Here is a 25,352-nt window from a genome sequence, read left to right on the forward strand (position 1 = left end):
CGGCGACCGCCTGGTCCACGGCCCAGCGGGCGGCGGCCCACGCGAGCGCGCCGTTGAGGTTGGAGCGGCGGTCGGAGACGTGGCGGATCTCGTCGCGCAGGACCGCCAGTTTGCCGACGAGTTGATGCCGCTCGTCACGGCCGGCGAGGCGCTGGTAGTGGTCGGCTTTGGCGTGCAACCGCTCGGACAGGCGGCGCAGCCGGTGCTGCTTGGCCAGGACCCCGGCCGCCCGGAACTGACCACCCGCCCCCAACGCCGTGATCCGCCCATCCTCGTGCAGTCGCAGCGCCCCCGCGCTGAGGAGGGTATTCAGGCCCCAGTCCACGCCGACCGCGACCGTGTGACCGGCGCGCCGGGCCTTCGGCACCAGGTGGCTGTATGCCAGATCGGCGCGCACCTGCCCGCCGGAGACGTGCAGGGTGGGCAGGTGCACCACCGCGCCCGCAGGGACCGTAGGCGGCAGGACGATCGGACAGGCCACCCACGTCCAATCCCGATACGATCGCGGACCCGGGCGTGAGGGAAGCTGCAACCGCAGCAACACCCTCTGAGGGTCGGTGTCGGAGCGTTCGATGGTGGCCTGCTGCCTGTCACACGCGGCCAACAGCAGCATCCGCGCGACCTTTGGGACGCCTTCGAGCTCGAACACGTCCACCGGCAGCCGCCCATTGACGGCAAGGAACCTGGCAACCTGCCGCGTGCGGGACTTGATAATGCTGGACGGCAGATGCTCCCCGCCCGGAACCGCCTGGCGTACCTGCTCCCACTCCTGCACGGTGCGCTGACGCGGATCGTCCGGCCACGTCGCCAGCACCCCGGCCGTCAGGCCAGCACGCCACGACGCCGAACGCAGAACACGCCCCGCCTGCTCCTGCGCCATCCGCACGACCCGGTCATTGACCCTCACACCCACCGGCGCGGTAACCGTCCAGCCCAAGCGCCGCAACGCCATCCACGCATTCGACGGAAGCTTCCGACCACCCGCGTCCTGCCCGGAGGCCAACACCTCCACATCCGCGCAGTTCCACCGCTCAACCAACAGACCGGACACCATCCCCGCCACCAGATCGGCACACCAGCCGACCCGTTGCGCCAGCACCGCCTGCGACAGAACTTCGCCGCTCTCCTCGTCCACCCCCGATCGGAGCAAGACGCGGGCGCAAGCGGTACGGGAGGCCTCACCCTCGGCCAGCGGCAGCTTCCCGCTCACCGGCTCATCGCCCCGACAACGATCCAGGAGAACCCGCGATCACGACTGGCCCACGTCACCGGAATCTCCCCCGAACCAGCCCAAAGGCCAGGCGCCATGGTCCACACGGTTAATCTATGATCACCGACGATTCCTAATCAAGTTGGTCAGCCTGGCCGGTCGCCGGGTCGACGTCGCCGTCGTCTCGGACCGCTACAACGACCATCTCCGGTTCTTCGTCATCGACCCGGCCGGCGCAACGGTGCGCACCCCGCTAACCGAGGTCACCGCAACCGACCAGAGCTTCCTCTTCAACCCCGACCGTCAGGCCGTCGACGAGGAGCACACCGCGTACGGCCTGGCCATCTGGCAACCGCGGCCCGGTGAGACGTACGCCGTCGTCACCCAGGAGGGGACGACGACCATCGCGACCGCCCGCGTCATCGAGATCGGCGGAAAGCTCGGCTACACGGACATCCAGCGGCTCACCATGCCGAGCACCTTCCCGCTGCCGGACGGGACGACCTGGTTTCCCTGCGAGGAGCCAGGCGTGCTGCCGCAACTCGAGGGCGTCGCGGTGGACCAGGCATCGGGCGTGCTCTACGCCGCGCAGGAGGACGTCGGCCTGTGGCGGCTGCAACTGCCGCTCGGGTCGAGCAGCCAACCGAAGCTCATCGACCTGGTCAAAAAGACTTCGGGATCCACGACGTCTACGACAGCGAGACCGAGGAATGCCAGCCGGTCGACCCGAACGCCAAGGGCTACGGCGGAAACCTCCTCACGGCCGACGCCGAAGGCGTCGACATCTACTACGGGCCCGGCTCGACCGGGTACGTGCTCGTGTCGAGCCAGGGCGACGACACCTTCGCTGTCTACGAGCGCCAGGGCGCGAACCAAGCGTTGGGAAACTTCCGGGTCAAGGGCGTCGGCGGCGCCGACGACATCAACGGTTCCGACGGACTCGCCGTGACGAACCGCCCTGTCGGCGGCTACCGGCAGGGTCTGCTCGTTTCGCATGACGAGCCCGAAACCGGGCCCGATGTGGACGACGAGCGCGATGCCACGAACTTCTCCTACGTCTCCTGGGGCGACATCGCCCACGCGCTGTCCCTGACCGTGAACACGCGAGCCGGGAACGACCCGCGCTTCAGCTGACCCACCCGCGTGACCGGCCTGCTCGGGGAACTCTTGAGCAGGCCGTTTCACCTACGCATTCCCTCACCGGTCCCGTGAGCGCTCCGGCCTGGGCGATGCCGCCGGCCCCAGATGCCCAGACCGCACCGGGGTTGGCCACCTTCGCGGCCGCACCGGTTCACCTTCCGGTACGCCCGACGAACGCCCGGTCAGCGCCATCGTGATCAGTCCCGACGCCAAGCCCGGTACTACAACCTGGTCACCTCCGTGATCGGTCACGAGACCACGGCGAGCGGGGCAGGCACCATCCAGGTGGCACTCCCCCGGACCTGAACCTCGCGGCCGGGTCAACGGGTCGCCGCCCCGGGCGTCGCACGCCGGGTTGCGCGCCTCGGCCGCTGGCCGGCAGCCCGCCTTTGGCTGCCGTGGACCTACTCGTCCTGCCGCCTTCCATCCGCCCCAGACCAGGTACGCGATCAGCTTGGAGGTCTGACCCCTCGCTTACGAGCCCTGCACGCTCCGCCGGCCGCGTCGCTGGCTCGAACGATCGTTCGAGAATGGCGCAGGCTGCTCTGGCCGGGTTGTGTTCCACGATGATTTCCTCCATGTGCGGCGCGGCAGGGGCCGAAAGCCGGGGTTGACCCTCTCCCAGGGAGAGGGTCGAGGCTGTTGGAGGCGCAGGTGACGGGGTTGATGCCGATCGGAGTGTTTGCGCGGGCGAGCCGCTTGTCCGTTCGAGCGCTGCGCAACTACGACCGGTTGGGTCTGCTCGTCCCGGCGTGGGTCGATCCGGGTACCGGCTACCGCCGGTACAGCGTCGACCAGTTCCCCCGAGCGGGGCTGATCCGACGGCTACGAGAGTTGGAGGTGCCGTTGCCTGAGATCGCCGAGATCCTGGCGGCCGATACCCCGGAGCAGGCACGCACCGTTATCGAGCGGCACCGGGAACGCGTGGCCGCGCGGGCGGCCCGGCTGGACGAGATCGCTGGGCGGTTGGGGGCCGTGCTGGCCGAGCCGGGGCGCGTGCCGGGCTGGCTGCACGTGTACGAACGGTGGCGCCCCGCCCAGCCCACCGCCCGTGTGCTGGTGCGTACCCCGCTGAGCGGGCTGGCCGAGGCGCTGGCGCCCGGGTTCGCGCGGCTGTTCGCCGGTCTCGCCGCGCAGGGGATCGCCCCGGCGGGGCCGGCCGGGGCCCGCTACCTCAGCGACGACCTCGACGCGGCGGTGTTGGAGGTGGAGTTGTTCGCGCCGGTGGGACGCTCGCCCCGGCCGACCGCGACGATCGCGGCCGGGGAACTGCCGGGCTGTCTGCTCGCCGCGACCGTCCATGAGGGCGGCTACGACGACATTGAGACCGCGTACCGGTCGCTGGGGCGCTGGATCGCTGAGCAGGACCGGGTACTGGCGGGCCCGGCCGAGGAGCGCTACCTCGTCCCGCCCGCGCCCGGCGTACCCACGGCCGCGCTCCGCACGGAGATCGCCTGGCCGGTCCGGCCCCCGACCAGCCAGCCCGTTCAGCAGATCAGGAAATGAAATGATCATCGAGAAGGTGGCGTTCCCCGCCGGTCAGCACTGCGAGACCACCACGCTCGGCGCCCTGCTGCGCCACGACGGCCTCGACCTGTCCGAGCCCATGCTGTTCGGCCTCGGCGAAGGTCTGGGCTTTGTCTACTGGGACGCCAAGGGCATGGACTTTCCATTCCTCGGCGGCCGCACCAAACCGACCACGGTCACCCGGACGATGGCCGACCGGCTGGGCCTGGCGCTGCACATCCAGGAGACCGCCTCACCCCGTAAGGCCTGGCAGAACGTCGCTGCCGCCCTCACCGCCGGGCGCCCGGTCGGCCTGCAACTGGACTGCTACCACCTGGAGTACTTCACCGCGAAGGTCCACTTCGGGGGCCACTTCGTCGCGATGTACGGCTACGACGACACGCACGCCTACCTGGTCGACACCGCGCAGCAGGGCGGCGCCGTGGCGACCACGCTGGCGAGCTTGGCACGGGCCCGCAACGAACGCGGACCGATGACCGCCCGCAACCTCTCCTACACCATCGCCAGCCCCACTGGCCGGCCCGATCTGGGCGACGCCATCCGGGCGGCCATCCGCAACAACGCACACGCCTTCCTCAACCCACCCATCGCCAACCTCGGCCACCGCGGCATCGCCAAGGCGGCCCGACAGGTGGCGCGGTGGCTCGACCGCTCAAGCGACCCGTCCCGCGACCTCCCGCCGGCCGCGGCGCTGATGGAACGCGGCGGGACTGGCGGCGCCCTGTTTCGCGCCATGTACCGCGACTTCCTCGCCGAATGCGCCACGATCGTCGACGACGACAACCTCCGCCTCGGTCACCAGCTGTACGCCGAGATCGCCCCGTTATGGACCGAGGTCGCCCAGCACATCACGACCGCCGGAGAAACCGGCGACCCAGACCACCTGACCCGCGCCTCGGCAATCCTCACCGAACTCGCAGACAGGGAACGCCACGCCATGCAGATCTTGACCGGGATTCGCACCGACTGATACGGCAGTCGCACTTCGTGACGTTGCCGGTCCGCCGTATGTACGAGGCGTGCTCCGACCGCGGCTGACCTCGGAACTGAGCCGAGGCAGCACGTCGAGGGGCTCAGCCCTGCCTGGCCTTGCTCGGCATCAACGCGGCGTAACGATCGACGGCCAGACGGCTCCCCGCTCAGTTGCCCGAGCGCTGCGGTCTGCCCTTGGTGCCGGGTTTGCGGATGCCGTCGAGCGCGAGTTGGAGGTGGCGTCGCCAGTCGGAGTTGCCGCCGGGCTTGAAGTACATGGTGGAGATGATGCCGCTGGCCACGACGGTGAAGTCGGCGAGGGTGAGGTCGGCGCGCACCCGACCGGTGGCGACGGCGCGGTCGATGATGCGGGTGACGGCCGCGGCGAACTCGGCCTTCTGCTGTCTGATGCGTTCCCATTCAAGGTCGCCGGAGCCCATCAGTGCCAGTTGGAAGCTGGCGTCGCCGTCGGCGGCCTCGAGGTAGTCGCGCAGGATCGTCTCGAAGGCATCGCCGGCGTCGGTGATCTGTTCGGCGGCGCGCGCGAGCTCTGCCATGCCGTGGAAACGCTCGCCGACCATCGCGGTGAGCAGCGCCTGCTTGTTGGGGAAGTGGCGGTAGAGGGTGCCCATGCCCAGGCCGGCGCGGGCGGCGATCTCCTCCATCTGGGCTTCGCGCCCCCGCCGGGCGAACAGTTCACCAGCGGCGGCCATGATCCGCTCGCGGTTTCGGCGCGCGTCGGCGCGTAGGGGTCGTTCGGTCTCAGTCATCGCTCACACGTCTCGGGCACCGCTTGACAAGCGGAATCCTAGTTCCGTAACGTGCGCCATGCCAACAGGAACCGGAGTTCCGCTTCCGGTATGCCCCAGTGCGAGGTTCGGGTTTCATGATCGTCATCACCACTCCCACCGGCCAGATCGGCCGCCAACTCCTCGACAACGTCCTCGGCAGCGAAGAGGCGATCCGGGTGATCGCGCGCGACCCGTCCCGGCTTTCCCCACGGGTGCGCGAGCGCGTCGAGATCGTGCGGGGATCAACGGATGACCTCGACGTCGTCAACGAGGCCTTCGCAGGTGCCGACACTGTGTTCTGGCTCGTGCCGCCGAACCCCTGCGCCGAGAGCATCCCCGGTCACATCCTGGACTTCGTCCGGCCGATGTGCGATGCGATCAACAACCAGGGCGTCAAGCGCGTGATCGGCGTGTCGAGCCTGGGCCGCGGGACAGCCAAGAACGCCGGGCAGATATCCGCGATCTTCGCCATGGACCATCTGATCGAAAGCATGGGTGTCAGCTACCGCTCACTGTGCCCGCCGGGGTTCATGGAGAACATGCTCTGGCAGATCGCACCGATCAAGAGCCAGGGCCTGTTCTTTTCGCCGATGTCCGGGGAGCGCAAGGTACCTATCTGCGCCACACGCGACATCGCCGCCGTCGCGGCCAATCTGCTGCTGGATGACTTCTGGAGCGGACAGGACAGCGTGCCGATCCACGGCCCCGAGGACCTGTCCCACAATGACATGGCGGAGATCATGTCGGCGGTACTGCGGCGGCCGGTTCGCTTCCAACAGGTCCCCGGCGAGGCCTACAAGGCCACCCTGACACAGCAGGGGATGACCGAGGCGTGGGCGCAGGGCATTGTCGACATGGCGACCGCGGTTGATCAGGGCATCTACAACGCCGAGCCGCGCACCCCGCAGTCCACCAGCCCTACCAGCTTCCGCCGCTGGTGCGAGGAGGTACTCAAGCCAACTGTCCTCGGTTGAGCATCACCACATGGGACTGGTCCCGTGTCAGTGTCCCCGTTCGCCGCGCCAGGAGCGGGCCGGGACATGCGAAGGTCAGCCCCATCGGCGACTCCCTCGCAAGCCCCACCATTATCAGGTGTCGTTTGCTCGGACCGTGCGGAGCAGGAAGCCGGGCAGAATGAGCTCCCGGTCGTCTGTCGACGCGGCCACGTCGATGTCCTCGACCTCCGTGTCGACCCACGCCGGCTCGGCGAAGCCCGCCCGCAGCAGCTCTTCGGTCACGCCCCAGCCCTGACCCGCCTGCAGAGCCACGGCCAGCACGAAGACGGTCGCGCCCGGCGCGGCGAGGCCGGGAAGCAGTGCGAGGTATTCGTCGACCTCGCCACCGCCGCGGCGGTTGAGGCTGTGCAGTAGCCCCGAGTCGAAGACGGAGTCGAACGGCGCTGACGGCAACGACAGGTGCGTGGCGTCCTGGACCTCGAAGTGCACCGTCAGGCCCTCGGCGGCGGCCTTGGCGCGGGCCATGTCGATCGCCACGCGCGAGATGTCGATCGCCGTCACCTCGTAGCCGCGGCGGGCGAGGGCGATCGCGAGGTCGCCCGTGCCGCAGCCGATGTCGAGCACTTTCGGGCCCTTCGCGCCGTCGTCGAGCACCCGCGCGAGTGCCGGCTGTGGACCGCCGATGTCCCAGGGCGGCCCGCCCGAGTCGGCGGTGTCGCGGTAGAGCCCGTCGTAGTCGACGTCATAGGGCTCGTCGCCGCCGACCTCGGCGTTGCCTCCGCTCACCGCAGACCCCCTCTGGAAGGCCGCCGGCAGGAACCTCGGCTCGACCAGCACGTTCACCGGCGGGTAGGAGGCGATCCTACGTCGCGACAGTGAAGTAGGCCGTACCCGAGCGCGGCCAGGTCGGCGGCGACGACGTCGAAACCCCGGCGGAGGAGGCGGTGCCGCCTTCGGCCGGTGCTGACGTGCAGGCGAGGCATGGCGGCGAGCATGCCCGGACCGGCTCTCCACCCTGAAGGTTTCCAACAACTTCGCGATCGGATCTTGTAGCTTGTTTTCGGAAACAGATACCCTCCGATGGAAGATCCACCGTCCACCTGGGAGGTACTGGACCATGCGCAAGCTGATGTCAGCGCTCGGAGCAGGGGCAATGCTGACGGCCGGTCTGTTCGTCGGCGCCGCTCCGGCGCAGGCGGCGACCTGCACCCTGGTGCAGTCCGAGATCTACAACGGGGCCAACATCATCTCCTGGGCGCAGGGCCTGGAGGGCTGCTCCGGCGACGTCTACTGGGAGATCCAGTCGGGCGACAGCGGCACCTGGCAGGTCGCGCAGAGCGGCACCACTCACTACGACAACAATGTTCAGAGCTACTACGGCGACGTCGACCTGCCGTGCTACCTGCGGGTCTACGCGAAGTTCGGCACGCAGGAGAAGCTCACGCAGCCGGCACGCAACAACAACTGCGGCGTGGGCTGAGGCGGGACGCCGGGCGGGGCACCTGTCCCCGCCCGGCTCGACCTGCTCACTCTGCACCTGACGAAACGGCCGGACCTGGCAGGTCCGGCCGTTTCGGTTGGTAGCGGGCAGGATCTAATGGTGCTCTGGTCGAGGTCAGAGCGTCATGAAGCGCTCGCTCTCCGGCCGCTGGGAGCCTGGAAGCCGGTGAGGCCGGGTGAGTCGTTCGTGGTCAAGACGATCTGGTTGAGCACCAGCCCGGCTTCACGAGGCGCCAGTGTGATCGTGTGCTCACCCGGCTTGAGCGCCAACGCGGCCCCGTTGAGGTTCGTGCTGCCGTACCAGGTCTCGAAGCCGGTCTCCGGCGAACTCTTGCCCGACTGGTATCTCCACTGGCCATCGACGAGCACATGGTAGGAGTCGGCGTCGGGGTTCGGGTTGCTCGAGTTGACGAACAGGTAGTACGTGCCACCGGTCTGGACGTCGACGGTGAAGTCGAGCCTAGGTGGTGCGCCTGCCGCGGAGCTCCCGTTGACCTTCTGCGTCGGGCCGGCCCTGAACAACGCCTCGGCCTGGGCCGCCGAGGTCGCCAGCCACTGGGCCTTCGCGCTGGCGTCGGCTGGCGGGACGACCTGCAGGCCATTACGAGCCAGCGCCCAACCGTGCGTGCCGTTGTTGCTGTCGGTCGCGTGGGCGGAGGCACTGTTCTCGAGCGCGTCGGCCGCATCAAGGACGACCAGACCGTCCTGCTCCAGGTACGGGCCGACCGGCGCACCGTCCGCCCGCCGCACCGTGACGGTCAGCACCCAGGCCTTTCCGCCACCGGCGGTGATGGAGACCTCGGCTCTTCCGACCCTGTGCCCGGTGATGCTCAGCTCACCGTCCTTGACCGCGACCGAGACGGCGGTCTCGTTGTCCGACTCCGCGGCCACCACGTCAGCCACACCCTCGACCGTGCTCGTCCGGCCCACCGACGTCTCGATCGCGGGCAGCCGGCGAAGCTCCGGCATCACGCCGGGAAGCGGCGCAACAGTCGCCCTCTGGGGTGCGGCGATGTTGTTCGGGCTCTCGGGCGGGCCGACCAGGCCGTCACCGACCGCGCCGTCGCGAGTCTCGATGATGATCCGGTCGAAGAGGATCGCCGCGTCCGAGCGGTAGACCGTCAGGTCGTGCCAGCCCGGTGTGGCCACGTCGACGGTGAAGTTCAGGGGTTCGATCTGATGCATGATGTTGAATCCCCAGGTGCTGGTGCTCGTGCCGGCGACGGAGTTGCCGCGCAGCAGGCTGGGGACCTGGTCGTCGAGCCCGACCGCCGTGCGTGCGGTTCGCGGCGTGCCGTCGTCCTCTGTGCCTTCGTTCAGCGTCGGAATTCGGTAGAAGGTCCCGGTGAACCTCCCGGTGGAGGTGAAGTAGACCCGGTATCTCAGGCGGGCGGTCGTCTCGAAGCCGGAGTCGACCCGGGGCGCGATCTCCGGGAAGCTGCCCATCGATGCGCCGCGCTGGCCCACGCCCTCAAGGGGGGCCCACCGGCTGCCGTCGGCGCCGGGCACGTTCTCGGAGAAGTGCTCGGCCTCCAGGGCCACGTATCCGTTGGCCTCCAGGTGCGCCGGCTCGGCGACACGGCGCAGATCCACGGCAGCCCGCTGCGCGTCGACCGTGAACGTCGCGACCGGGTCGCCGACCTTGGCGCCGTCTGCGGCGTTGAAGACCCGGATCGTCCCCGTCGTGGCTGGGTGGTCCTTGGCGACCGTCACCGTGATTCGTTGCTCTGTCGCGGTCGTGCCCGAGCGCTGAGAAAGGGTGATCCACGGAGCGTCCGCCTCGGCGGCCCACTCCTGCGGGCTGGCTACGTCGTCGCGGGAGAATACGTCGAAGAACCGCTTGTCGTCGGGCGCGGCCGAGCTGAAGGTCAGCGTGCCGCGGCCGGGCTCCTTGCTCCCCTCGGCGGCGGCGCCCACCGCATCGGTCGGTGTGGCCACCCGGGCATACCGGTCGTTGGTGAGCATGACGGTGCCCTCGTTCGGGAAGCCTTCGGGATGGCTGTGGCCGATGGCGTGGTCCCACTTGCCGTCGCTGATCGTGTTCCAGTAGTCCTCGTCGGTGAGGATGCGCTCACGGGCCTGCTTCGAGAGCAGCTCGTAGCTTCCCGCGCTGGCGTAGCGGCCTTGGGCGGCAGCGAGCCGGTTCTTCCAGTAGTAGCCGATCTGCTCCGCCATGTTGCGGTAGGACCGGACTCGGTGGAGCACCTGCTGATAGAACGCGGAGCGATAGCGCGGGTCGAGCTTCGCGGAGACACCGTCGAGGATTCCCACCAGCTCGTTGGACTCGTTGATGTAGCGCTGGAGCTCATCCCCGTCCGAGGTGGCGCTGAACGGGAAGACCTGACCGTTGTGGATCCTTCCTGAGCTCGCGTTGGACGAGTTGATCTCCCCCCAGAACTCGGCGCGCTTGGTGTTCTCAAGCGCATCGAATCGTTCCAGCGCGTTGGCGACGACGGCGGCGTTGTTGCCCCTCAGCCGGAAGTCTCGCTGCACGTGCTCGGTGAGGAACTTGCTCCCGATGTTCGTATCGTCATAGCCCTCGACGTCCCACGCGAGCTTGGCGAACAGGTCCAGCTTGATTTCGCCGGGCTTGATGTCTCCAACGTTGAGGATCCAGTAGCGCCCCGCACCGGAGTTCCACGCCCGGCGCAGCTGCTGCACCATCAAGGACATCGGCGTCGAGTTCAGCCACAGATAGCTCTTCGGCTCGCCCCAGTAGGAGATGTGGTAGTAGACGCCGTTCCCGCCGGACCGGGCGGCTTCGGTCCGCGTGGGCACCTGGCGCAGATAGCCCTGGTTGTCCTCGGCCCACATCAGGGTCACGTCGTCGGGGATGTGGTCCTTCAGCCCGGCGTTGTAGAGATCGTTCATCTCCTTGTAGGGGATGAACACCTGCGGCACAGCGTCGGCCTTGCCGTAGACCTCGGCGATCAGCTTGCGCTGCTCGCGAATGACGTCGGCCTCCATCTCGACCTTGTCCTTGAACCCGTACGGGTTGCCGGGTGTGAACGCCGCATCGCTGTCGTGCACACCGCGGATGCCCAGGGCAAGGATGTTCTCGAAGTCGGCGTTGGCGACCACACGCTGGCGCCAGTACTCCAGGATCGCGGGCTTGTTGATCGAATAGTTGAAGGCCGCCACGGCGTCCGAGCCCTTGATCCCGAGCGCGTCCTTGTTGCGGTTGTACCACTGTCGCCACTCGCCCTCGTTGTTGCGCAGCATCAGCTCCGCGTGGGAGGAGGATGCGACCACGCCGAACGTTGCCGCCTCGCGGGCGTTGATCGGTGTCCCCTCGTCGTACGTCCCGGTGTCGGTGACCGCGTTGAACGCCGTCGAAGCCAGGTGCATCGCCGGCCACAGCGTGTTCAGCCTCAGCCGCAGCATCAGCTCATAGACGTGCCGGTAGAAGTTGACATCAGGCGTGCCCTTGCCGGTGGGGAACTTCCTCTTCGCCCAGGCGACGGTGCGTTCTTCGTCGTTGATGAAGAATCCGCGGTATTTGACGTCCGGCCCGTCGTCGACCCGGGTCTTGCCTTTGACCTCGATGTCGTCCCGCTGCTTGACCGGCACGTCGCTGTACCAGTACCACGGCGAGACGCCGATCTCCTCGGAGATCGAGTAGATCCCGTAGATCGTCCCCCGGGCGTCACTGCCCGCGATCACCAGTGCTTTCTCGACCCCAGGGATCGGGTCCGTGATGGTCTTGGCCGCATACGCCTCCCACTTGCCCTCGATCCCGGCGGCCTCGTCGAACTTGCCGGCTCCCACGATCTCGTCGATCAGCCGGCTCTGACCGATCTGGCCGACGATGATCGCGGTCTGCTGACCCGCGGCCTCGGTCAGCAGGGCCGGCAGCTTGCTCTGGTCGGCCTTCGCCAACCGCGCTTCCTTGGCCGACTCGCCGTCGACGAACAAGCTCTGCACCGCACCGGGATCGATCGCCCCGGTCACCATGGCGACGTCCTGCCGCAGGTCCTGCACCGCGCGGCGCACCTGCGTGTAGTCCCGATCGCCGTGATCGCCGCCGTACGACGGGTCGATCAGGATCGGAGAGGTCGTCTGACCGTCAAAGATGGTGAAGTCACCCGAGGATGCGTGCGCCGGTGTCACCCCCACCGACGTCAGGGATGCGGCCAACACAATGCCGGTCACGACAGCCGCGGACCATCGCCTGGCCCGACCCGCGAATCTGCGCTCGTCGAGCTGCACACCTCGACCTCTTAGTCCGGGCTGCGACATCCCTCGCTCCTCTCGTCCGACACGTCATCGAGTGGCCGGCACGGTCGCAACGTAGGGAGCAGGCGACAACTTCTGCAAGGTGTTGCCAGAATTGCCATTGTCGTGGCTAGATGCGTTCGTGGAGCCCACCATCTTTGACGTCGCGCAAGCTGCCGGCGTGGCCGCGTCGACGGTCTCCCGGGCGTTCAACAAGCCCGGCCGGGTCAACGAAGCGACGCGACAGCGGATAGTCGCTGCCGCCGCACAGCTCGGCTACCAGCACAGACCGCAGAACCGCGCCCTTCCGGGTCCACGCCACCGCACCATCGCCATGGTGCTGTCCGACATCACCAATCCCCACTTCTTCGAGCTGATCCGCGGCGCGGAGCAGCGCGCGAAGGCGTCCGACGTCACTCTGGTGATCGTCAACGCCGAGGAATCCCGGCGCATCGAGGAAAACCAGATCCGGGACCTGGCCGGTGGCGTGGACGGGTTCGTGCTGGCCTCCAGCCGACTCGGCGACGAGGTCCTGCGCGACCTCGCCAAACTGCACCGGATCGTTCTGTTCAACCGAGAGCTGCCCGGGCTGACCAGCGTGGCGTTCGACACCGTCGCCGGCTGTCAGCAGATCCTGGAACACCTGGCCTCGCTCGGGCACCAGAGCTTCACCTACTGCGCCGGGCCACCCAACTCCTGGATGGGTGCGGCGCGCTGGGCGGCACTGAGCGCCGGGGCCGAAGCGCACGGCCTGACGGCGCACCGGATCGGTCCGTACACCCCCAACGTCGCCAACGGCGGGGCCGCCGCCGACGGAGCACTGCGCACCGGTGTGACGGCCGTCGTAGCTCACAACGACCTGCTGGCGATCGGCATCATCCGACGCCTCGCCCAGCGCGGTGTTCGAGTCCCGGCCGACATCAGTGTGATCGGGTTCGACGACATCTTCGCCGCCGATTTCGTCCATCCCTCGTTGACCACCCTGGCTGGGCCCGGCTCGCACGCCGGCCGGCTCGCGGTGGAGCTCTTGATCGAGCAGTTCGCCGCACGATCACAACGCGACGGCGAGGCGATCCGGCTGCCTACCCAGCTGGTGCTGCGCGAGTCGTCCGGCCCAGCGCGACGCCGCGCCTGAGCGGCGCGGCCGCAGCGAGCGTGCTGACCCAGCCGGCGCAACAACAACTGCGTCGGCTGACGGACGGCGGCCGCCGGGCGGGGCGACGGCAGCCGCCCCGCCCGGCGCGTCACCGCCGAGGGCGGAAGTAGTTATTGATCATGTACGCGGTGACCTGGCCGCCGATTTTCGCGCCCTCGACGTCGGCCGTCCGGGTGTGGATGCCACCCCAGATGCGGGCCTCGATGACCTCGGCGAGGGCCTGCGAGAAGCCGCTGAAGTACCGGGTGGTGCCCGAGGCTTCGCTGTAGGCGCTGAACGGGATGTCGTCCCGGCCGAAGAAGTGCTTCAGGGCCGACATGCTCGCCGCGGTGAAGCACGTGTGCCCGGACGTGTAGTCCGGGTGCGGCGGCGTGACGAGGAGCGGCATCCAGGTGGCGTCGGCCTCGGTGGCCGGGTTGCCGTCGGTGTCGGCCAGTTGGATCGCGGTGACCGGCCGCCAGAACGTCCAGGCGCCCTTCTCGTTGTAGCAGGCGGTCGTGGCGTCGGCCTCGGCGAGGTCGACCATCGCGAACATCCGCGCCGTCTGCAGGGTGTTCAGCCGCTGCGTCGTGGCGAGCTGCCGTTTGATCTCCCATTCGCCCAGGTGCCGGTCGTGCCACCAGATCGCGGCCTGCGTCTGGTCCGCGGTCCGGGTTGGACTGTCGGCCGCGCCTATCGCCTTGACCTCGTTGAAGTCCCGGGCGTACTGCTCGCTGGTGAGCGCCGGCGGGCCGGACGTGCGGAACATCGACGCGCTGGGGATGAGGAACGGTTTGAGATTCGCCACCCATGCCCCGTCGTTGGCGTTGGTCGGCGGGGTGGGCCGCCATTGGCCCGGCCCGGTGCCGACCGGCCAGGCCGTGTCGCCGAACGCGCCGTCGTTCTGCCGGGCGCTGATCATCGCGGCGGCGGTCTGGTTGCCCACTGAGATGCCGCGCCGCTTCGCGCTGCCGTTGGGGATGGCCGCCAACCATTCGTCGTACTGCGTCTGCAGCCGGGTTTGCTGGGCCGGGAACAGGGAGCTGAGCACCTGGAACGCCGCGCTGCCGACCGCCGCGTTCACCGACTCTCGGCCGTTGGTGGCCGGTGCGGTCAGGTAGGGCTGGTAGGGCCGGCCGGCGATGGCGTTGACCGCGTCGTAGATGGCGCCGTGCACCATGGCGAAGCTGCGCGCCTGGACCTGGGGTTGTTGGCCGGCCACGTCCCAGATCGCGGATTGCGCGTTGCGGTCCCAGACGATGACGGCATTTTCGGAGGTGTTCGCGTCCGCTGCCTGCGCCGGTGAGAACGCGACCGGCGACCCGGCGGCGAGGATTCCGGCGACGAACGCGCCCACGACTCTTCGGCGGGTGCGAACCTGATCTGTCATGAGTGCTCCCTCGCTGGCGTCCGGTCGGCTCATCGGCCCATCGATGTGAGTTACTGCCAGGTCGGAAGTTACCGCGCCGCCTGCAGCCTCCACAGTGGCCGAAAGGTTGGAGGAGTTGTTGTCCCGCAACTGTTCCGGGCACGGTCAACTCCGCGGCACCCGCTGTGGCCTTGCGCGACCCGCCGCGTCCCCGGTCAGCGACGGCAGTGCCCGAGATCGCCGCTGAGTGCCGGCCAGGTCGCGGCACATGACGCAACGGGAAGACTTCGCCCGCAGGAAACGGCCGAACCACGGCCGCCCCGGAACCGGCGCGCCTTACGACGAGAGCACCGCTGACGACGTCGCGAGCCGCTCAAGGACAACCCGACCGCCTGACCGCGGCGCTCATGGATGTCTGTCAACGCCTGCCCGGGGCCGACCATCGCGGGCCCGGGCACGGCGTCGAACACTGTCCTGCTCAGTCCCGGGGCCGGTCAGCTCGGGGCGCAGCGCCAGGATGACGCCCAGCGTCGCGTAGCCGAGCAGCAGGTGCCCGCCGCCGATCCAGTTCGACAGCGGCTCGCCGAAGATCACAAACGTGGGGACGGGTGACGACGGCCCAGCTCTCCGCGACCGTCGGCCACACCCGGGCAGCGCCCTTCCAACGGCCCGTGAAGAGGATCTTGAGGCCGATGACGAACATGCCGAGCATCGACAGCGGCCAGAACGCGTCGAGAATCATGATCAAGGGTGCCGAGCAGGAGGAGGTCGTCCGGGCGATCCAGACCGTGGCATCGGGCGGCGCGGTCTTCGGCGCGGCGCTCGCCCTGCGGATCGCGGAGTTCTTCGCCGCCGGCCCGCCGAGCGCCGGCACGGCCTTCCCCGAGTTGACCGCTCGGGAGCGGGAGATCCTGGAGTTGCTGGCGGCGGGGCGGTCCAACGCCCAGATCGCCCAGGCGTTGTTCCTGTCGCAGACGACGGTCCGCAACAACGTGTCCAACGGGTTCGCCAAGCTGCGGGTCGCCGACCGTGCCGAGGCGATCGTGCGGGCAAGGGAGGCCGGCCTCGGCCGCTGATCTTTCAGCTGCGCTTCCGGCTGCGCGTCGATGGATCCAATTGGCGCCCGGCCCGCTCGCCTGCTCGAGGGAATCACCGGCTGGCCGTGGGAGTTCGCCGCGGGCAGTTTCGGCGGCTGCGCCCTACGCGCAGGACACGAGCAAGTTCTGCGGTTCAGGGTCTCCTGGTCATGCCGGCGCTGCCGCACATCCCTGACAGCAGCGCCGGCATCCGGCTCGAAGGCTCGTCGGCTTACCAGATGATCGCGGCCACCACCGCACTGACGACCAGCCCGGTGACCACGGGCAGGAACAGCTTGCGGGCGAGGTCGCTCACGGACACCCCGCAGAAGGTGGCGACGGCGATCAGCGAGGACCAGATGACCAGGGTGCCGCCGCCGGTCCACGACGCGCCGTTCTGCGCGATGGCAGCGAGCGTGGCGGTGTCGACTCCGGCGTGGGGGCTGAGCGCCTCTGACAGGGAGCCGGTGAGCGGCAGGCCCGCCCACCCTGATCCGTCGAGTCCGACCGTCATGCCGGCGAGCAGGACGGCGAACATGATGACGAACGGGTTGTGCGGGATGTGCTGCTCGACGCTGCGGATCGCGTCGAACAGGAAACCGGGCGCGGTCGTCCCGTCCGCCAGCCCCATGATGCGGCCGGAGAAGTCCGAGATGCCGATGAAGACGAACCCGGCGATGGGGATGACGACGCCCATCGCCTTGAACGCGAAGGAGAGGCCGTCGACGATGTGCTCGGCGCAGCTTTCCAGGGAGCGGACGCCGTCGCTGGTCAACGCCACGGCGAGGAGCAGCAGCGCCGCCAGGCCGCCGACAAGCGGAGCCCCGGCGCCGTCGTCGACCGACACCAGGTGGGTGAATCGCCCGAGCAGCATGTAGATCAGCAGCGCGCCGAAGGAAGCGGGGACCAGCACGGCGAACACCTTGGCGCGGCGGTCGCGTCGGCCGGAAGGATCGCCGTCGAGCACGGCGTCGGTGAGTGCCGGCTGCCCGTCCGCCAGCGCCTCCCGCGGCGGCTGCTTGGTCGCCAGGGCTTGGCCGAGCTGCTCAGGTGTGCCACCCGACCCGCCGCCCGTCGCAACGGCAGGGGTGCCGCCTGCGGCGACCCCGGCGGGGGCGAGTTCGACCTGCGCCCGGCTCGCCGCCAGCTCGGCACCGGCCTCGCCGGCGGCCGCCAGGCCGGGTCGGCGACGGCGTACGGTCATCAGGTAGCTCATGCCCAGCGCGACGATCCCGACGACCCACGACAGGATCAGGGCCCGATCGGCGATCAGATCGGCCGGCACCTTGGCGCCGCTGGCCGAGAGAGCGGGCGCCACACCGATGACGTAGTCAGAGGCCAGTGCCATGCCCTGCCCGGCGATGGCGATCGCGATCGCGCCGGCCATCGGGGACAGGCCCGCTCGGATGGCGGCCGGGAGCAGGATCGCCGCGATCAACGCGAGGGTCGGCGTGGGCCAGAAGAACAGCGCGAAGACGTACGTGACGATGAACAGCACGAGGTAGGCGATCGGCCCGTTCACCATCAGCCGGCGAAACGGCGCGACCATCCGGTGTTCGGCCCCGATGGCTCGCAACGCGGCCAGCATCGCGGTGACGAGCGCGATGATGAGGAAGATGTTGAACAGCTCCGAGGCGGCCACCAGACTGGCGCGGAACACCGACGCCACTCCCCCTGGCACGCTGCCGGTGAAGGTCACGGCGGTGAGGAAGGTCGCGGCGATGGCCGGCACCACGACGTTCTTCCGGGCGACCATGACGATGATCAGTGAAGCCAGACCGGCGAGGTACACCCAGTGCGCTGGCGTCATTTCCATGGTTGTCTCCTAGCTCGCTTGCTCGGAGTGGTTGAGGGGTGTTGCCGTCGCGGCGACGCGAGTGCGTACGGCTTCGGCCCGTGGCAGCAGATGCTCCTGCGCCATCGTGCGCCCGTACGCGCGCAGCGGGCCCGTGCCCACCCGGTTGATCGGGATCGAGACGACCCGGTCCCGGAACAGGACAACGTCGACGTCGGGCAGCAGCGCGGACAGTCCGAACGCCAGCGGGAGTCCGTTCTCGAAGATCTCCGCGGCGTGGGTGCTGCCCACCAGTACGTTGAGTCCGCGCTCGGCCGCACTGGCCACCACGGCCGAGTCCGGGGCGGTCGTGCTAATGCTGAAGATGACCGTGGAGATGGTGGGGTGTTCGGCGAGCAACTGGGCGAGTTGCTTCTCGCCGAACCCGGTGTGCGGGAAGGCGTGCAGGACGACCTCGCCGAGCGGGTCGTCGAGCGCGCCGGCGAGCACCCGCATCCCGGGGGCGGTGGCGCTGTCCGTCAGCTCGGCGCACTGGCGGACGGCGCGTTCGCCGTCCAGGATGCGCCGGTCCAGGGACCGCTCCAGGCCCGTGTCGAGCCGGGCGAGCACGTCACCGACCGTGGCTACGCCCGGCAGCGGCCGGCCGACCATGACCACCAGTCCGTGCACCCCGTCGTAGGCGGGGTTGACGTAGAAGGGCCGGTGGCCGTGGAGGTGGGCCATGCCGGGGTGCAGTCCGTGGAAGGCTTCGTGGCACTCCAGCACTGCGACCCCGTAGAGGGAGAGGTAGTCGGCGAGCGCGACCCCGCCGGAACTCGCCGCATCCGCGATCGGGTGGTGCGCGACGATCGCGTCCACGCCACTGGCATGAGCGAGTTCGATGTGGTGTTCGGTGATGGTCATCGCGACCGCCAGCCGCCGCACGGTTTTGTCGGTGGCCCCCCAGACCAGGCCGGGCCGTTCGGTCACCGCCTTGCCGGGTATTCCCGAGTCCTTGCTGATCACCCACGGGTTGCGGCCTCCGTCGGAGCTGGTGATCCGGCCGCCGGTCAACCCGTCGAGGGCCGCGACCACGTCGGCCACGGTCGGACAGGTCTGCGACACCGCCTTGTTCGTCACGCGTTTCGTCCGCCTTTCCGTTGACGCCAGTGCGACACGCACTGGATCTGGTGCGGCGGAAGCAAAAAGGCTGCCACCGCTCGGATTCGGCGGTGTGCGCGAAGCACGCGCAGACCGCCAACCGCCATCGGCGACAGCTGTCGGGCTCTTCGGGACGGAAGCTCCCTCGACCGTTCGTCGGCTCTGTGTCACGACGTCCTCGTCGGCCCGTACCCGTGGGAACAGCGCTTCAGAGGTTTGTGATATATAACGGCGCTCGCCGCGGCGTGTCAAGGTCTCGACCGCGCCGTCAGACGATCACTACAGTCGCGCCATGGATCACTCAGGCAGCACACCGCCCCGGACGCCTGGAGAGCTCAAGCAGGAGATTCTGCGCGTCTACAACGCCGTGAACCAGGGCATCGCGGGCGTCGGTGTGAGCCGGCAGCGGGTCGACCTGTTGGACGACCGGATTCTCATCCTCGCCCAGCACCAGCGCGTCAAGGCGCTGGCGGCGCTGGACTCCGCGCACCGCGACATCACCCGCGAGGTGGACGTGGCGCTGCTGGACGAGGGCAAGCGGCGACTCGCCCAGGAGTTCAAGGACAAGATCGGACTTCCGGTACGGGTGGTCCTCAAGGATTACGACCCGGATACCGAGATCGCCGCGACCGTGGTGGTCCTCGAGACCCCGTTGGCTCTCGAGGAGTCCCGGCGTCACCACTAGGTGGGGGCGCCGGGTCGATCCGCACGTCGGCGCCGGCGTGCCGGGGCGGCGGCACGTCGGCGGCGACGGCGTGTTCGACCGGGGCTACCCGCCGAGTCCCAGTTCCGCGGCGTGCTTGGCGAACGCCTCCAGTGCGGCGGCGCCGACCGCCTTGTCCTGCTCGCCGTTGCCGCCGCTGACGCCGACGGCACCGACGATCTGGCCGTCGTACTCGATGGGGAACCCGCCGACGAAGATGGCGAACTTCCCGGGGTGCATGTGGCTGATCCCGAACGCCTCGTTGCCCGGCAGCGCCGGGCCGTTGGGCGGCTCGTTGAACTTGTGGGTCGCGCGCTCGTGGCCGGCCGCGGTGAACGCCTTCGCCATCGCGATCTCGACGCCGGTGAGGCGGGCACCGGGCATCCGATGCAGCGCGAGCACGTGGCCGCCGTCGTCGCAGACGCAGATCGTCTGCTTGACTCCGATCTCCTCCGCCTTCGCTCGAGCTGCGGCGAGCACGGGAAGCGCGTCGTCGAGGGTGATTCGGTAGATCCTGTGCACGTTGCCTCCTCTGCCCCACTACCGGGCGGTCCGTGCGACCAGCCTGCCCGGGCGCGGAGACCGCCAACAATGGCTAGACTGCCGCGATGCGACGGGGGTAGGTTGTGCAACCTGTCCAAGGAGTGGTCATGGCGGACCCATCGGCGGTGGCATTCGACGGCCGGCCCGACGACCCGGACCCGCAGCACCTGACGGTGGGCCGGTTGTTGCAGGAACGGTTGCTTCGTCAGGCGCGTACGGCGGGGTCCGTTGACCTGCTCGATGCGGCGGTCACCTGGTGCCTGCCGTGGGACGAGGTCCAGGCCAGTGACGACCCGCTGCCCGGGGTTGTCGTCCATGCCCGGGCCGACCAGGTCCGGTCGGCGCTGCTACCCGATCTCGGCCGGCGCAACGCCGCCGCCGTCGTCGTCGCCGGCGAGGCCGATGTTGTCGCCGGCCCGAGCTGCGGCCTGCCGGTGATCCACGTCGGCGCGCACGTCGCGTTCCGCCAGCTCAGTGAACTGGTGGCGGAGCTGGTCCTGGCCCGGGACACGCACGTCCTCCGGTACGGCCTGCGGGTGCACCGGGCGCTGGTGGAGTTGCTGTACCGCGGGGCCGGCCTGGCTGCGCTCGGGCAGCAGATGGCCCGGTTGTCGGGCTGCACGGCGGCGATCCTCGACCCGCAGTACCGGGTGCTGGCGTTCGAACGCAGCCGCGACCGGCTGTTCGAGGCGGCGGCGGTCGCGGACGCGCTGCGCGGGGAGGCGTCCGGCGGGGCCGCCGACCCGCGACCTGCCGCCCATGGTGCGGTGGGACCGGATGTCGTGGCTGCCGGGCAGCCGCACGCCGGGCCGCAGGTCCGGCGGCTGCTGATCGACGGGATCAGTGCGACCTGCGTGCTCAATCCGATCCTGCTCGGCGGTCGCCACGACGGCTGGGTGCTCATCGTGGAGTCGGCCGATCCGCCCAGCCCGCACGAGATCGCGCAGCACCGGGTGGTTGTCGAGCAGGCTGCCACCATCGTCGGTACGGAGATGCTGCGCATGCGCAGCGTCGAGCAGGCGCAGGAGCGGGCGCGGGGCGATTTCGTCCACGCGCTGCTGCACGGCCGCTTCTCCAACCAGCACGAGCTGGAAGCCCGGGCGGCGCACTACGACTTCCCGGTCGGGGCGACCTACGGCGTGGTCGTGGCGAACGGGCTCGGCTCGGTCGGCAGCCCCGACTCCCCCACCGCCCTGTTCCAGCTGGCCCGGCACGCCGCCCGGCTCGACGCCCGGCCGAACGTGCACACGTTGGCGACGGTGGTCGGCGACGTCCTGGCGGTGGTCCGGCAGGTCGACCCCGCGGGCCGTCGGGACTCGCCCGACGCGCAGGACCGGGCGCTGGCGGACTTCGCGCGCGCCCTGCAGGCGGACCTGGAACGCCGAACCCAGCGCCGGGTGGCGGTGGCGTACGGGCGCTGCGTCGGCGGCGCCGGCCGCATCTTCGACAGCTACCGGGAGGCGCGCATCGCGCTCGGGATCCGCAACCGTCTCGGCATGGACCAGGTGTGCGGCTTCCAGGACCTGCGGGTGTTCGCCGCCCTGGCGGAGCTCGCGGAGAGCCCGCAGGGGCAGGCGTTCGCCCGGGACCTGCTGGCCCCGCTGCGCGGCTCCCGCGCCGGTGGGAACGGTCTGGAGGAGGCCGTCATCGCCTACGTCGCTTCCGGCGGGAACCTCAACGCCGCCGCGCGGGAACTGCACATCCACCGCAACACGATGCTGTACAAGCTGGATCGGGCGTCGCGGCTGCTGCAGCTGGACCTGCGGGATGCCGAGCATCAGTTCGCGGTGTGGCTGGCGCACAAGCTCAACCTGCTCGCCGAGACGATGACGGCCGTCGACCGGGATCTCAGCCCGACGTAGTGGTCGGCGACGGTGCGTCGATGTCGAGCGGGGACGGGTCGGGTCCGACGAAGCTGACCACGAGCCCGATGGCGGCGACCGCCGTGCATCCGGCGAAGAGCAGCGGCAGCGCGCCGTGCGGATAGACGACGGCCACCCAGGCCGCGCCCAGCGCCGACCCACCGAAGCGCATCATGTTGAACAGTCCGAGGGCGGCGCCCGACCGGCCGGCCGGTGATCGGGTCGCGCCGGCGGCGGACGGTGTCTGGACGAGGGCCACGCCCACACCCACGGTGAGAAGCAACGCGACGAGCAACGGCGTGCTACGGCCGCCGCTGCCCGTGTAGAGCCCCACCAGCAGTTCCGCCACGCCGAGCAGGACCAGACCGGTACGCAGGATCAAGCGCGGCCTGCCGCGTTCGCTGAGCAGGCCGACGACGGGAGCCAGCACGGCCATGGCGGCGGGCAAGGCCAGCACCAGCAGGCCGGTGACGGCGGTGGCCCGCCCGAGGGTGCCCGTGACGTACAGCGGAACCGCGACGAGCGTGGCGGCGAGACAGAACATCTGGGCGGCCGCGGCCACGGCGCTGCGCAGGAACCGCGACTCGATGATGAGGCGCGGCCGGATGATGGGCGCCACAGCCTTGGTGGAGGAGATGGCGAAGACGGCCAGCAGCGCCACGCCCGCCACGGCGAGCGTGCCGGTGGCCCAGGACGGCATCAGGTGCTGCGGGACGGTGGTGGCGGCCGTCATCAGGAACGCGGCGCCGAGGGTCAACGACAGCGCACCGGGCCAGTGCAGCGCGGCGCCGTGCCCTCGGTCGTCGGGCACCAGCAGCACGGTGGTGACCAGCAGGATCGCGGCCACCGGAGCGAGGCACCAGAAGATCGCCCGCCATCCGGCGAGGTCGGCCAGCAGGCCGCCCAGCGGGGGGCCCATCGCCTGCCCGATGCCGTTGGCGGCCGCCCAGGCGCTCATCGTGCGGGTCCGCTGGCTCGGCCCGTAGATGCTGGCGAGCATGCCCATGACCGCCGGTGGGTAGGCCGCGCAGGCCATGCCCTGCAGGGCGCGCATCGCGACGAGGACGGGCAGCGACGGGGCGAGCGCCGCCCCCACCATGGCCACCGCCATCAGGGCCAGTGACGCGATGACCGTACGGCGTCGGCCGAACCGGTCACCCACCCAGCCGCTCAACGCCATGCTGGCGGCGAGGACCAGGACGAAGCTGCTCACCACGAGCACCCCGGACGACAGGGAGACGCCGAGGTCGGCGGTGATGTCGCGCAACGGCACGTTGAGCACGTTGTTGATGATGGTGCCGAGCAGCGTCGCGCCGAGCAGGGTCAGCAGGACACCGAGCCCTGCCCGCGTTCGCCCGGGCAGCGTCTCCCGGCCGGCCGGCGTGGCGAACGCGGTGCCAGCCCCCGGCCGGGTGTCCCGCACGTCCCGTCCTTCCCGTCGTATCCGCAGGTCACGTACGGTTTGAGACTGCGTCGTCACCGAGGGGCGGCGCTACGGCAGCCTGCACAATCTTTGGCCGCCGGCCTGTGCACATCGCTGGTAGACGCTGGATACGCCGCACGCGGACTCTGACCTGCAATCGACTCCCTGCAAGAGGCAGTGAGGTGGCAGATGCAGCTAATGGCGGCCCATTGGGTCTATCTCGTCGGCGTAGTCGTCATCATCGCGACGATGATCGCCCGGAAGAACATCGTGGTACCGGCCGTGGTCGCGACGTTCGCGACCGCGCTGGTCTTCTCGCACAGTGTGATCCGCGGGCTCTCCGCGGTGTTCAACGCCAGCCTCGTGGCGGCGACGGCTCTGTTCAACATCTTCCTGATCATCGCGCTCGTCACGGCGATGCTGCACTCGTTGCAGGCGATCGGCGCCGACCGAAAGATGGTCGCCCCGTTCCGAGGCGTGATGCGCAACGGCCACCTCGCGTTCTGGACGCTGGTGGTCGTCACGTACTTCATCTCGCTGTTCTTCTGGCCGACCCCGGCGGTGCCGCTGATCGGCGCGGTGCTCATCCCGGTGGCGATCCGCGCAGGTCTACGGCCGATGGCCGTCGGCCTGGTCGTGGCGATTGCCGGTCAGGGCATGGCACTCTCCTCCGACTACGTCATCCGGGTGGCGCCGGGGCTGTCGGCGAAGGCGGCGGGGGTGGACGCGAACCTCGTCGCCGACCGCGCGATGGTGCTCTCCCTCGTCGTCGGCGCCATCGCCCTCGCAGTCGCCTACCTGATGGAGTTCCGCGCGATGCGCCGACCTGATCCGGCCCTGCTCGCCGAGTGGGAGTTGACGGCGGACGGCAGCGGGCAGCGCGCGAGGGACCTGGCGGTCACCGAACGCGAGCGTGAGCTGGTCGGGGCGGGTGACCGGCCGGCCGGTGGCGGGGAGGTCCCGTCCCTGCGGGGCGGGCCACCGACGAGCGGGCACGGCGTCGCGCTGCGGGAGGAGTACGACGAGGAACCGCACGACGGCACGGACGACACGAGCGGCTACCGCGGCAACCCGCTGGTGCCGACCTTCTTCGCCATCTTCGTGCCGGTGGCGTACCTGGCGCTGATCGTGTACATGGTGGTCGCCACGTTCTCTGACAGCGTGCCCGATCTGCGGGGCGGTGACGCCGCCGCCCTGGTCGGTGGCATCGCGGCGCTCGTCGTCTTCCTGGCCGCCCTCGCCGGTGACGGCAAGGGCTTCCTGGAGAGCTCCGCGACGCACGTCGTCAACGGCCTGGTGTTCGCGTTCAAGGCCATGGGGGTCGTGCTGCCGATCGCGGGCTTCTTCTTCATCGGCAACGGCGACTTCTCCGGGCAGATCCTCGGCACCGCCGACCCGGCGAAGGGCCCCGCGCTGCTGTACGACCTGGTCACGGCCGCCGAGAACCACATCCCGCACAGCGGCTTCGTCGCTGCCTTCGGCATCCTGATCATCGGCATGATCGCGGGCCTGGAGGGGTCGGGCTTCTCCGGCCTGCCGCTGACCGGCGCGCTGGCCGGCAGCCTCGGTCCGGCTGCCGGGATCAGCGCCGGCACCCTCGCCGCCGTCGGTCAGATGGGCAACATCTGGTCCGGTGGCGGGACCCTCGTCGCCTGGTCCTCGCTCATCGCCGTCGCCGGTTTCGCCCGGGTGCCGGTGATCGCCCTCGCCCGCAGGTGTTTCATCCCGGTGGTCAGCGGGCTCGTCGCGGGGACCGTGTTCGCGGTGGTCTTCTTCGGTTAGGGCACGCCCGAGTCGATCTCGTAACGGCGGTCGTTGACGAAGTGCCGGTGATCTCGCCGCCGGCGCCGGAGCTGGGTGGTTCCGGGGTGGTGGCGGGGTCACCGGCACGCACGTTGCGGTGCGGCTGTCCCCCGCGCCCCGAAGCCGATGATTTCTGATCTTCGATCATGTGTACGTTGCGCGCTCCCCGAGAGGACGTCGAGCAAATACGCC

Annotated in this window: 19 protein-coding genes; 10 read left to right on the forward strand and 9 right to left on the reverse strand. The window is 69.6% G+C overall.

Features of this window, described 5'->3' with window-relative positions; genetic code table 11:
* On the reverse strand, positions 1 to 1,210 hold a 1,210-nt coding region (locus tag ACY34I_RS32860; RefSeq protein ID WP_462759067.1), incomplete at its 3' end, for a hypothetical protein.
* Between the two features lie 606 nt (positions 1,211 to 1,816).
* Between ACY34I_RS32860 and ACY34I_RS32865 the strand changes: the two genes are divergently transcribed.
* From ACY34I_RS32865 to ACY34I_RS32875, 3 genes are all read left to right on the forward strand, one after another.
* On the forward strand, positions 1,817 to 2,344 hold the full coding sequence (locus ACY34I_RS32865; protein WP_462759068.1) for a phytase: 528 nt from the start codon (positions 1,817 to 1,819) through the stop codon (positions 2,342 to 2,344).
* Positions 2,345 to 3,016: 672 nt separating this feature from the next.
* Complete coding sequence (locus ACY34I_RS32870) at positions 3,017 to 3,856, forward strand: MerR family transcriptional regulator (RefSeq protein ID WP_462759069.1); 840 nt, start codon at positions 3,017 to 3,019, stop codon at positions 3,854 to 3,856.
* Between the two features lies 1 nt (position 3,857).
* The gene (locus ACY34I_RS32875; protein WP_462759070.1) at positions 3,858 to 4,847 is read left to right on the forward strand and encodes a BtrH N-terminal domain-containing protein; all 990 of its coding nucleotides are present in this window, start codon (positions 3,858 to 3,860) and stop codon (positions 4,845 to 4,847) included.
* 169 nt (positions 4,848 to 5,016) lie between these two features.
* Here ACY34I_RS32875 and ACY34I_RS32880 read toward each other — a convergent pair whose 3' ends face one another.
* Positions 5,017 to 5,562 carry a TetR/AcrR family transcriptional regulator gene (locus ACY34I_RS32880; RefSeq protein ID WP_462759071.1) on the reverse strand — a complete coding sequence of 182 codons (546 nt, stop codon included), beginning with the start codon at positions 5,560 to 5,562 and terminating at the stop codon, positions 5,017 to 5,019.
* 173 nt (positions 5,563 to 5,735) lie between these two features.
* Between ACY34I_RS32880 and ACY34I_RS32885 the strand changes: the two genes are divergently transcribed.
* Complete coding sequence (locus ACY34I_RS32885) at positions 5,736 to 6,614, forward strand: NmrA family NAD(P)-binding protein (protein ID WP_462759072.1); 879 nt, start codon at positions 5,736 to 5,738, stop codon at positions 6,612 to 6,614.
* A 114-nt stretch (positions 6,615 to 6,728) separates the two neighbouring features.
* Here the strand turns inward: ACY34I_RS32885 and ACY34I_RS32890 are convergent, their stop codons facing one another.
* Complete coding sequence (locus ACY34I_RS32890; RefSeq protein WP_462759073.1) at positions 6,729 to 7,382, reverse strand: class I SAM-dependent methyltransferase; 654 nt, start codon at positions 7,380 to 7,382, stop codon at positions 6,729 to 6,731.
* 367 nt (positions 7,383 to 7,749) lie between these two features.
* On the opposite strand from ACY34I_RS32890, the gene ACY34I_RS32895 reads away from it, so the two are divergent.
* On the forward strand, positions 7,750 to 8,076 hold the full coding sequence (locus ACY34I_RS32895) for a hypothetical protein (RefSeq protein ID WP_462759074.1): 327 nt from the start codon (positions 7,750 to 7,752) through the stop codon (positions 8,074 to 8,076).
* 143 nt (positions 8,077 to 8,219) lie between these two features.
* Here ACY34I_RS32895 and ACY34I_RS32900 read toward each other — a convergent pair whose 3' ends face one another.
* Positions 8,220 to 12,212: a glycosyl hydrolase 115 family protein gene (locus tag ACY34I_RS32900; RefSeq protein WP_462759075.1), complete on the reverse strand. Its 3,993-nt coding sequence runs from the start codon at positions 12,210 to 12,212 to the stop codon at positions 8,220 to 8,222.
* Positions 12,213 to 12,453: 241 nt separating this feature from the next.
* On the opposite strand from ACY34I_RS32900, the gene ACY34I_RS32905 reads away from it, so the two are divergent.
* The gene (locus ACY34I_RS32905; RefSeq protein ID WP_462759076.1) at positions 12,454 to 13,446 is read left to right on the forward strand and encodes a LacI family DNA-binding transcriptional regulator; all 993 of its coding nucleotides are present in this window, start codon (positions 12,454 to 12,456) and stop codon (positions 13,444 to 13,446) included.
* 109 nt (positions 13,447 to 13,555) lie between these two features.
* Here ACY34I_RS32905 and ACY34I_RS32910 read toward each other — a convergent pair whose 3' ends face one another.
* Positions 13,556 to 14,836 carry a vanadium-dependent haloperoxidase gene (locus ACY34I_RS32910; protein ID WP_462759077.1) on the reverse strand — a complete coding sequence of 427 codons (1,281 nt, stop codon included), beginning with the start codon at positions 14,834 to 14,836 and terminating at the stop codon, positions 13,556 to 13,558.
* Positions 14,837 to 15,507: 671 nt separating this feature from the next.
* Between ACY34I_RS32910 and ACY34I_RS32915 the strand changes: the two genes are divergently transcribed.
* Complete coding sequence (locus ACY34I_RS32915) at positions 15,508 to 15,891, forward strand: response regulator transcription factor (RefSeq protein ID WP_462759078.1); 384 nt, start codon at positions 15,508 to 15,510, stop codon at positions 15,889 to 15,891.
* 232 nt (positions 15,892 to 16,123) lie between these two features.
* Here ACY34I_RS32915 and ACY34I_RS32920 read toward each other — a convergent pair whose 3' ends face one another.
* Together ACY34I_RS32920 and ACY34I_RS32925 are read right to left on the reverse strand one after the other, a co-directional pair.
* Positions 16,124 to 17,707 carry a hypothetical protein gene (locus ACY34I_RS32920; protein ID WP_462759079.1) on the reverse strand — a complete coding sequence of 528 codons (1,584 nt, stop codon included), beginning with the start codon at positions 17,705 to 17,707 and terminating at the stop codon, positions 16,124 to 16,126.
* Positions 17,708 to 17,716: 9 nt separating this feature from the next.
* Positions 17,717 to 18,805, reverse strand: coding sequence for a Nif3-like dinuclear metal center hexameric protein (locus ACY34I_RS32925; RefSeq protein WP_462759080.1), 1,089 nt, complete (start codon positions 18,803 to 18,805; stop codon positions 17,717 to 17,719).
* Positions 18,806 to 19,118: 313 nt separating this feature from the next.
* On the opposite strand from ACY34I_RS32925, the gene ACY34I_RS32930 reads away from it, so the two are divergent.
* Positions 19,119 to 19,511 carry a Na-translocating system protein MpsC family protein gene (locus ACY34I_RS32930; RefSeq protein ID WP_148804241.1) on the forward strand — a complete coding sequence of 131 codons (393 nt, stop codon included), beginning with the start codon at positions 19,119 to 19,121 and terminating at the stop codon, positions 19,509 to 19,511.
* An 84-nt stretch (positions 19,512 to 19,595) separates the two neighbouring features.
* On the opposite strand, the gene ACY34I_RS32935 is transcribed toward ACY34I_RS32930, so the two are convergent.
* Complete coding sequence (locus ACY34I_RS32935) at positions 19,596 to 20,051, reverse strand: GlcG/HbpS family heme-binding protein (protein ID WP_148804240.1); 456 nt, start codon at positions 20,049 to 20,051, stop codon at positions 19,596 to 19,598.
* Positions 20,052 to 20,179: 128 nt separating this feature from the next.
* On the opposite strand from ACY34I_RS32935, the gene ACY34I_RS32940 reads away from it, so the two are divergent.
* Positions 20,180 to 21,934 (forward strand): PucR family transcriptional regulator, encoded by a 1,755-nt coding sequence (locus tag ACY34I_RS32940; protein WP_462759081.1) that lies wholly within the window; start codon positions 20,180 to 20,182, stop codon positions 21,932 to 21,934.
* Here ACY34I_RS32940 and ACY34I_RS32945 read toward each other — a convergent pair.
* Positions 21,921 to 23,357: an MFS transporter gene (locus tag ACY34I_RS32945; RefSeq protein WP_462759082.1), complete on the reverse strand. Its 1,437-nt coding sequence runs from the start codon at positions 23,355 to 23,357 to the stop codon at positions 21,921 to 21,923. The two genes, ACY34I_RS32940 and ACY34I_RS32945, sit on opposite strands and share 14 nt — an antisense overlap.
* 189 nt (positions 23,358 to 23,546) lie before the next feature.
* Between ACY34I_RS32945 and ACY34I_RS32950 the strand changes: the two genes are divergently transcribed.
* A complete protein-coding gene (locus tag ACY34I_RS32950) occupies positions 23,547 to 25,139 on the forward strand; it encodes a hypothetical protein (RefSeq protein ID WP_462759083.1) in 1,593 nt (530 codons plus the stop codon).
* Positions 25,140 to 25,352: the final 213 nt, after the last annotated feature.

The organism is Micromonospora sp. RTBAU3-60 (assembly GCF_054963695.1).

What these genes read in the sequence shown, in the direction of transcription:
- ACY34I_RS32870 (WP_462759069.1), top strand. Translation starts at nt 3,017, where the DNA reads ATGCCGATCGGAGTGTTTGCGCGGGCGAGCCGCTTGTCCGTTCGAGCG.
- ACY34I_RS32875 (WP_462759070.1), top strand. Translation starts at nt 3,858, where the DNA reads ATGATCATCGAGAAGGTGGCGTTCCCCGCCGGTCAGCACTGCGAGACC.
- ACY34I_RS32880 (WP_462759071.1), bottom strand. Translation starts at nt 5,562, where the DNA reads ATGGCCGCCGCTGGTGAACTGTTCGCCCGGCGGGGGCGCGAAGCCCAG.
- ACY34I_RS32885 (WP_462759072.1), top strand. Translation starts at nt 5,736, where the DNA reads ATGATCGTCATCACCACTCCCACCGGCCAGATCGGCCGCCAACTCCTC.
- ACY34I_RS32895 (WP_462759074.1), top strand. Translation starts at nt 7,750, where the DNA reads ATGCTGACGGCCGGTCTGTTCGTCGGCGCCGCTCCGGCGCAGGCGGCG.
- ACY34I_RS32910 (WP_462759077.1), bottom strand. Translation starts at nt 14,836, where the DNA reads ATGACAGATCAGGTTCGCACCCGCCGAAGAGTCGTGGGCGCGTTCGTC.
- ACY34I_RS32915 (WP_462759078.1), top strand. Translation starts at nt 15,508, where the DNA reads ATGACGAACATGCCGAGCATCGACAGCGGCCAGAACGCGTCGAGAATC.
- ACY34I_RS32920 (WP_462759079.1), bottom strand. Translation starts at nt 17,707, where the DNA reads ATGGAAATGACGCCAGCGCACTGGGTGTACCTCGCCGGTCTGGCTTCA.
- ACY34I_RS32930 (WP_148804241.1), top strand. Translation starts at nt 19,119, where the DNA reads ATGGATCACTCAGGCAGCACACCGCCCCGGACGCCTGGAGAGCTCAAG.
- ACY34I_RS32940 (WP_462759081.1), top strand. Translation starts at nt 20,180, where the DNA reads ATGGCGGACCCATCGGCGGTGGCATTCGACGGCCGGCCCGACGACCCG.
- ACY34I_RS32950 (WP_462759083.1), top strand. Translation starts at nt 23,547, where the DNA reads ATGCAGCTAATGGCGGCCCATTGGGTCTATCTCGTCGGCGTAGTCGTC.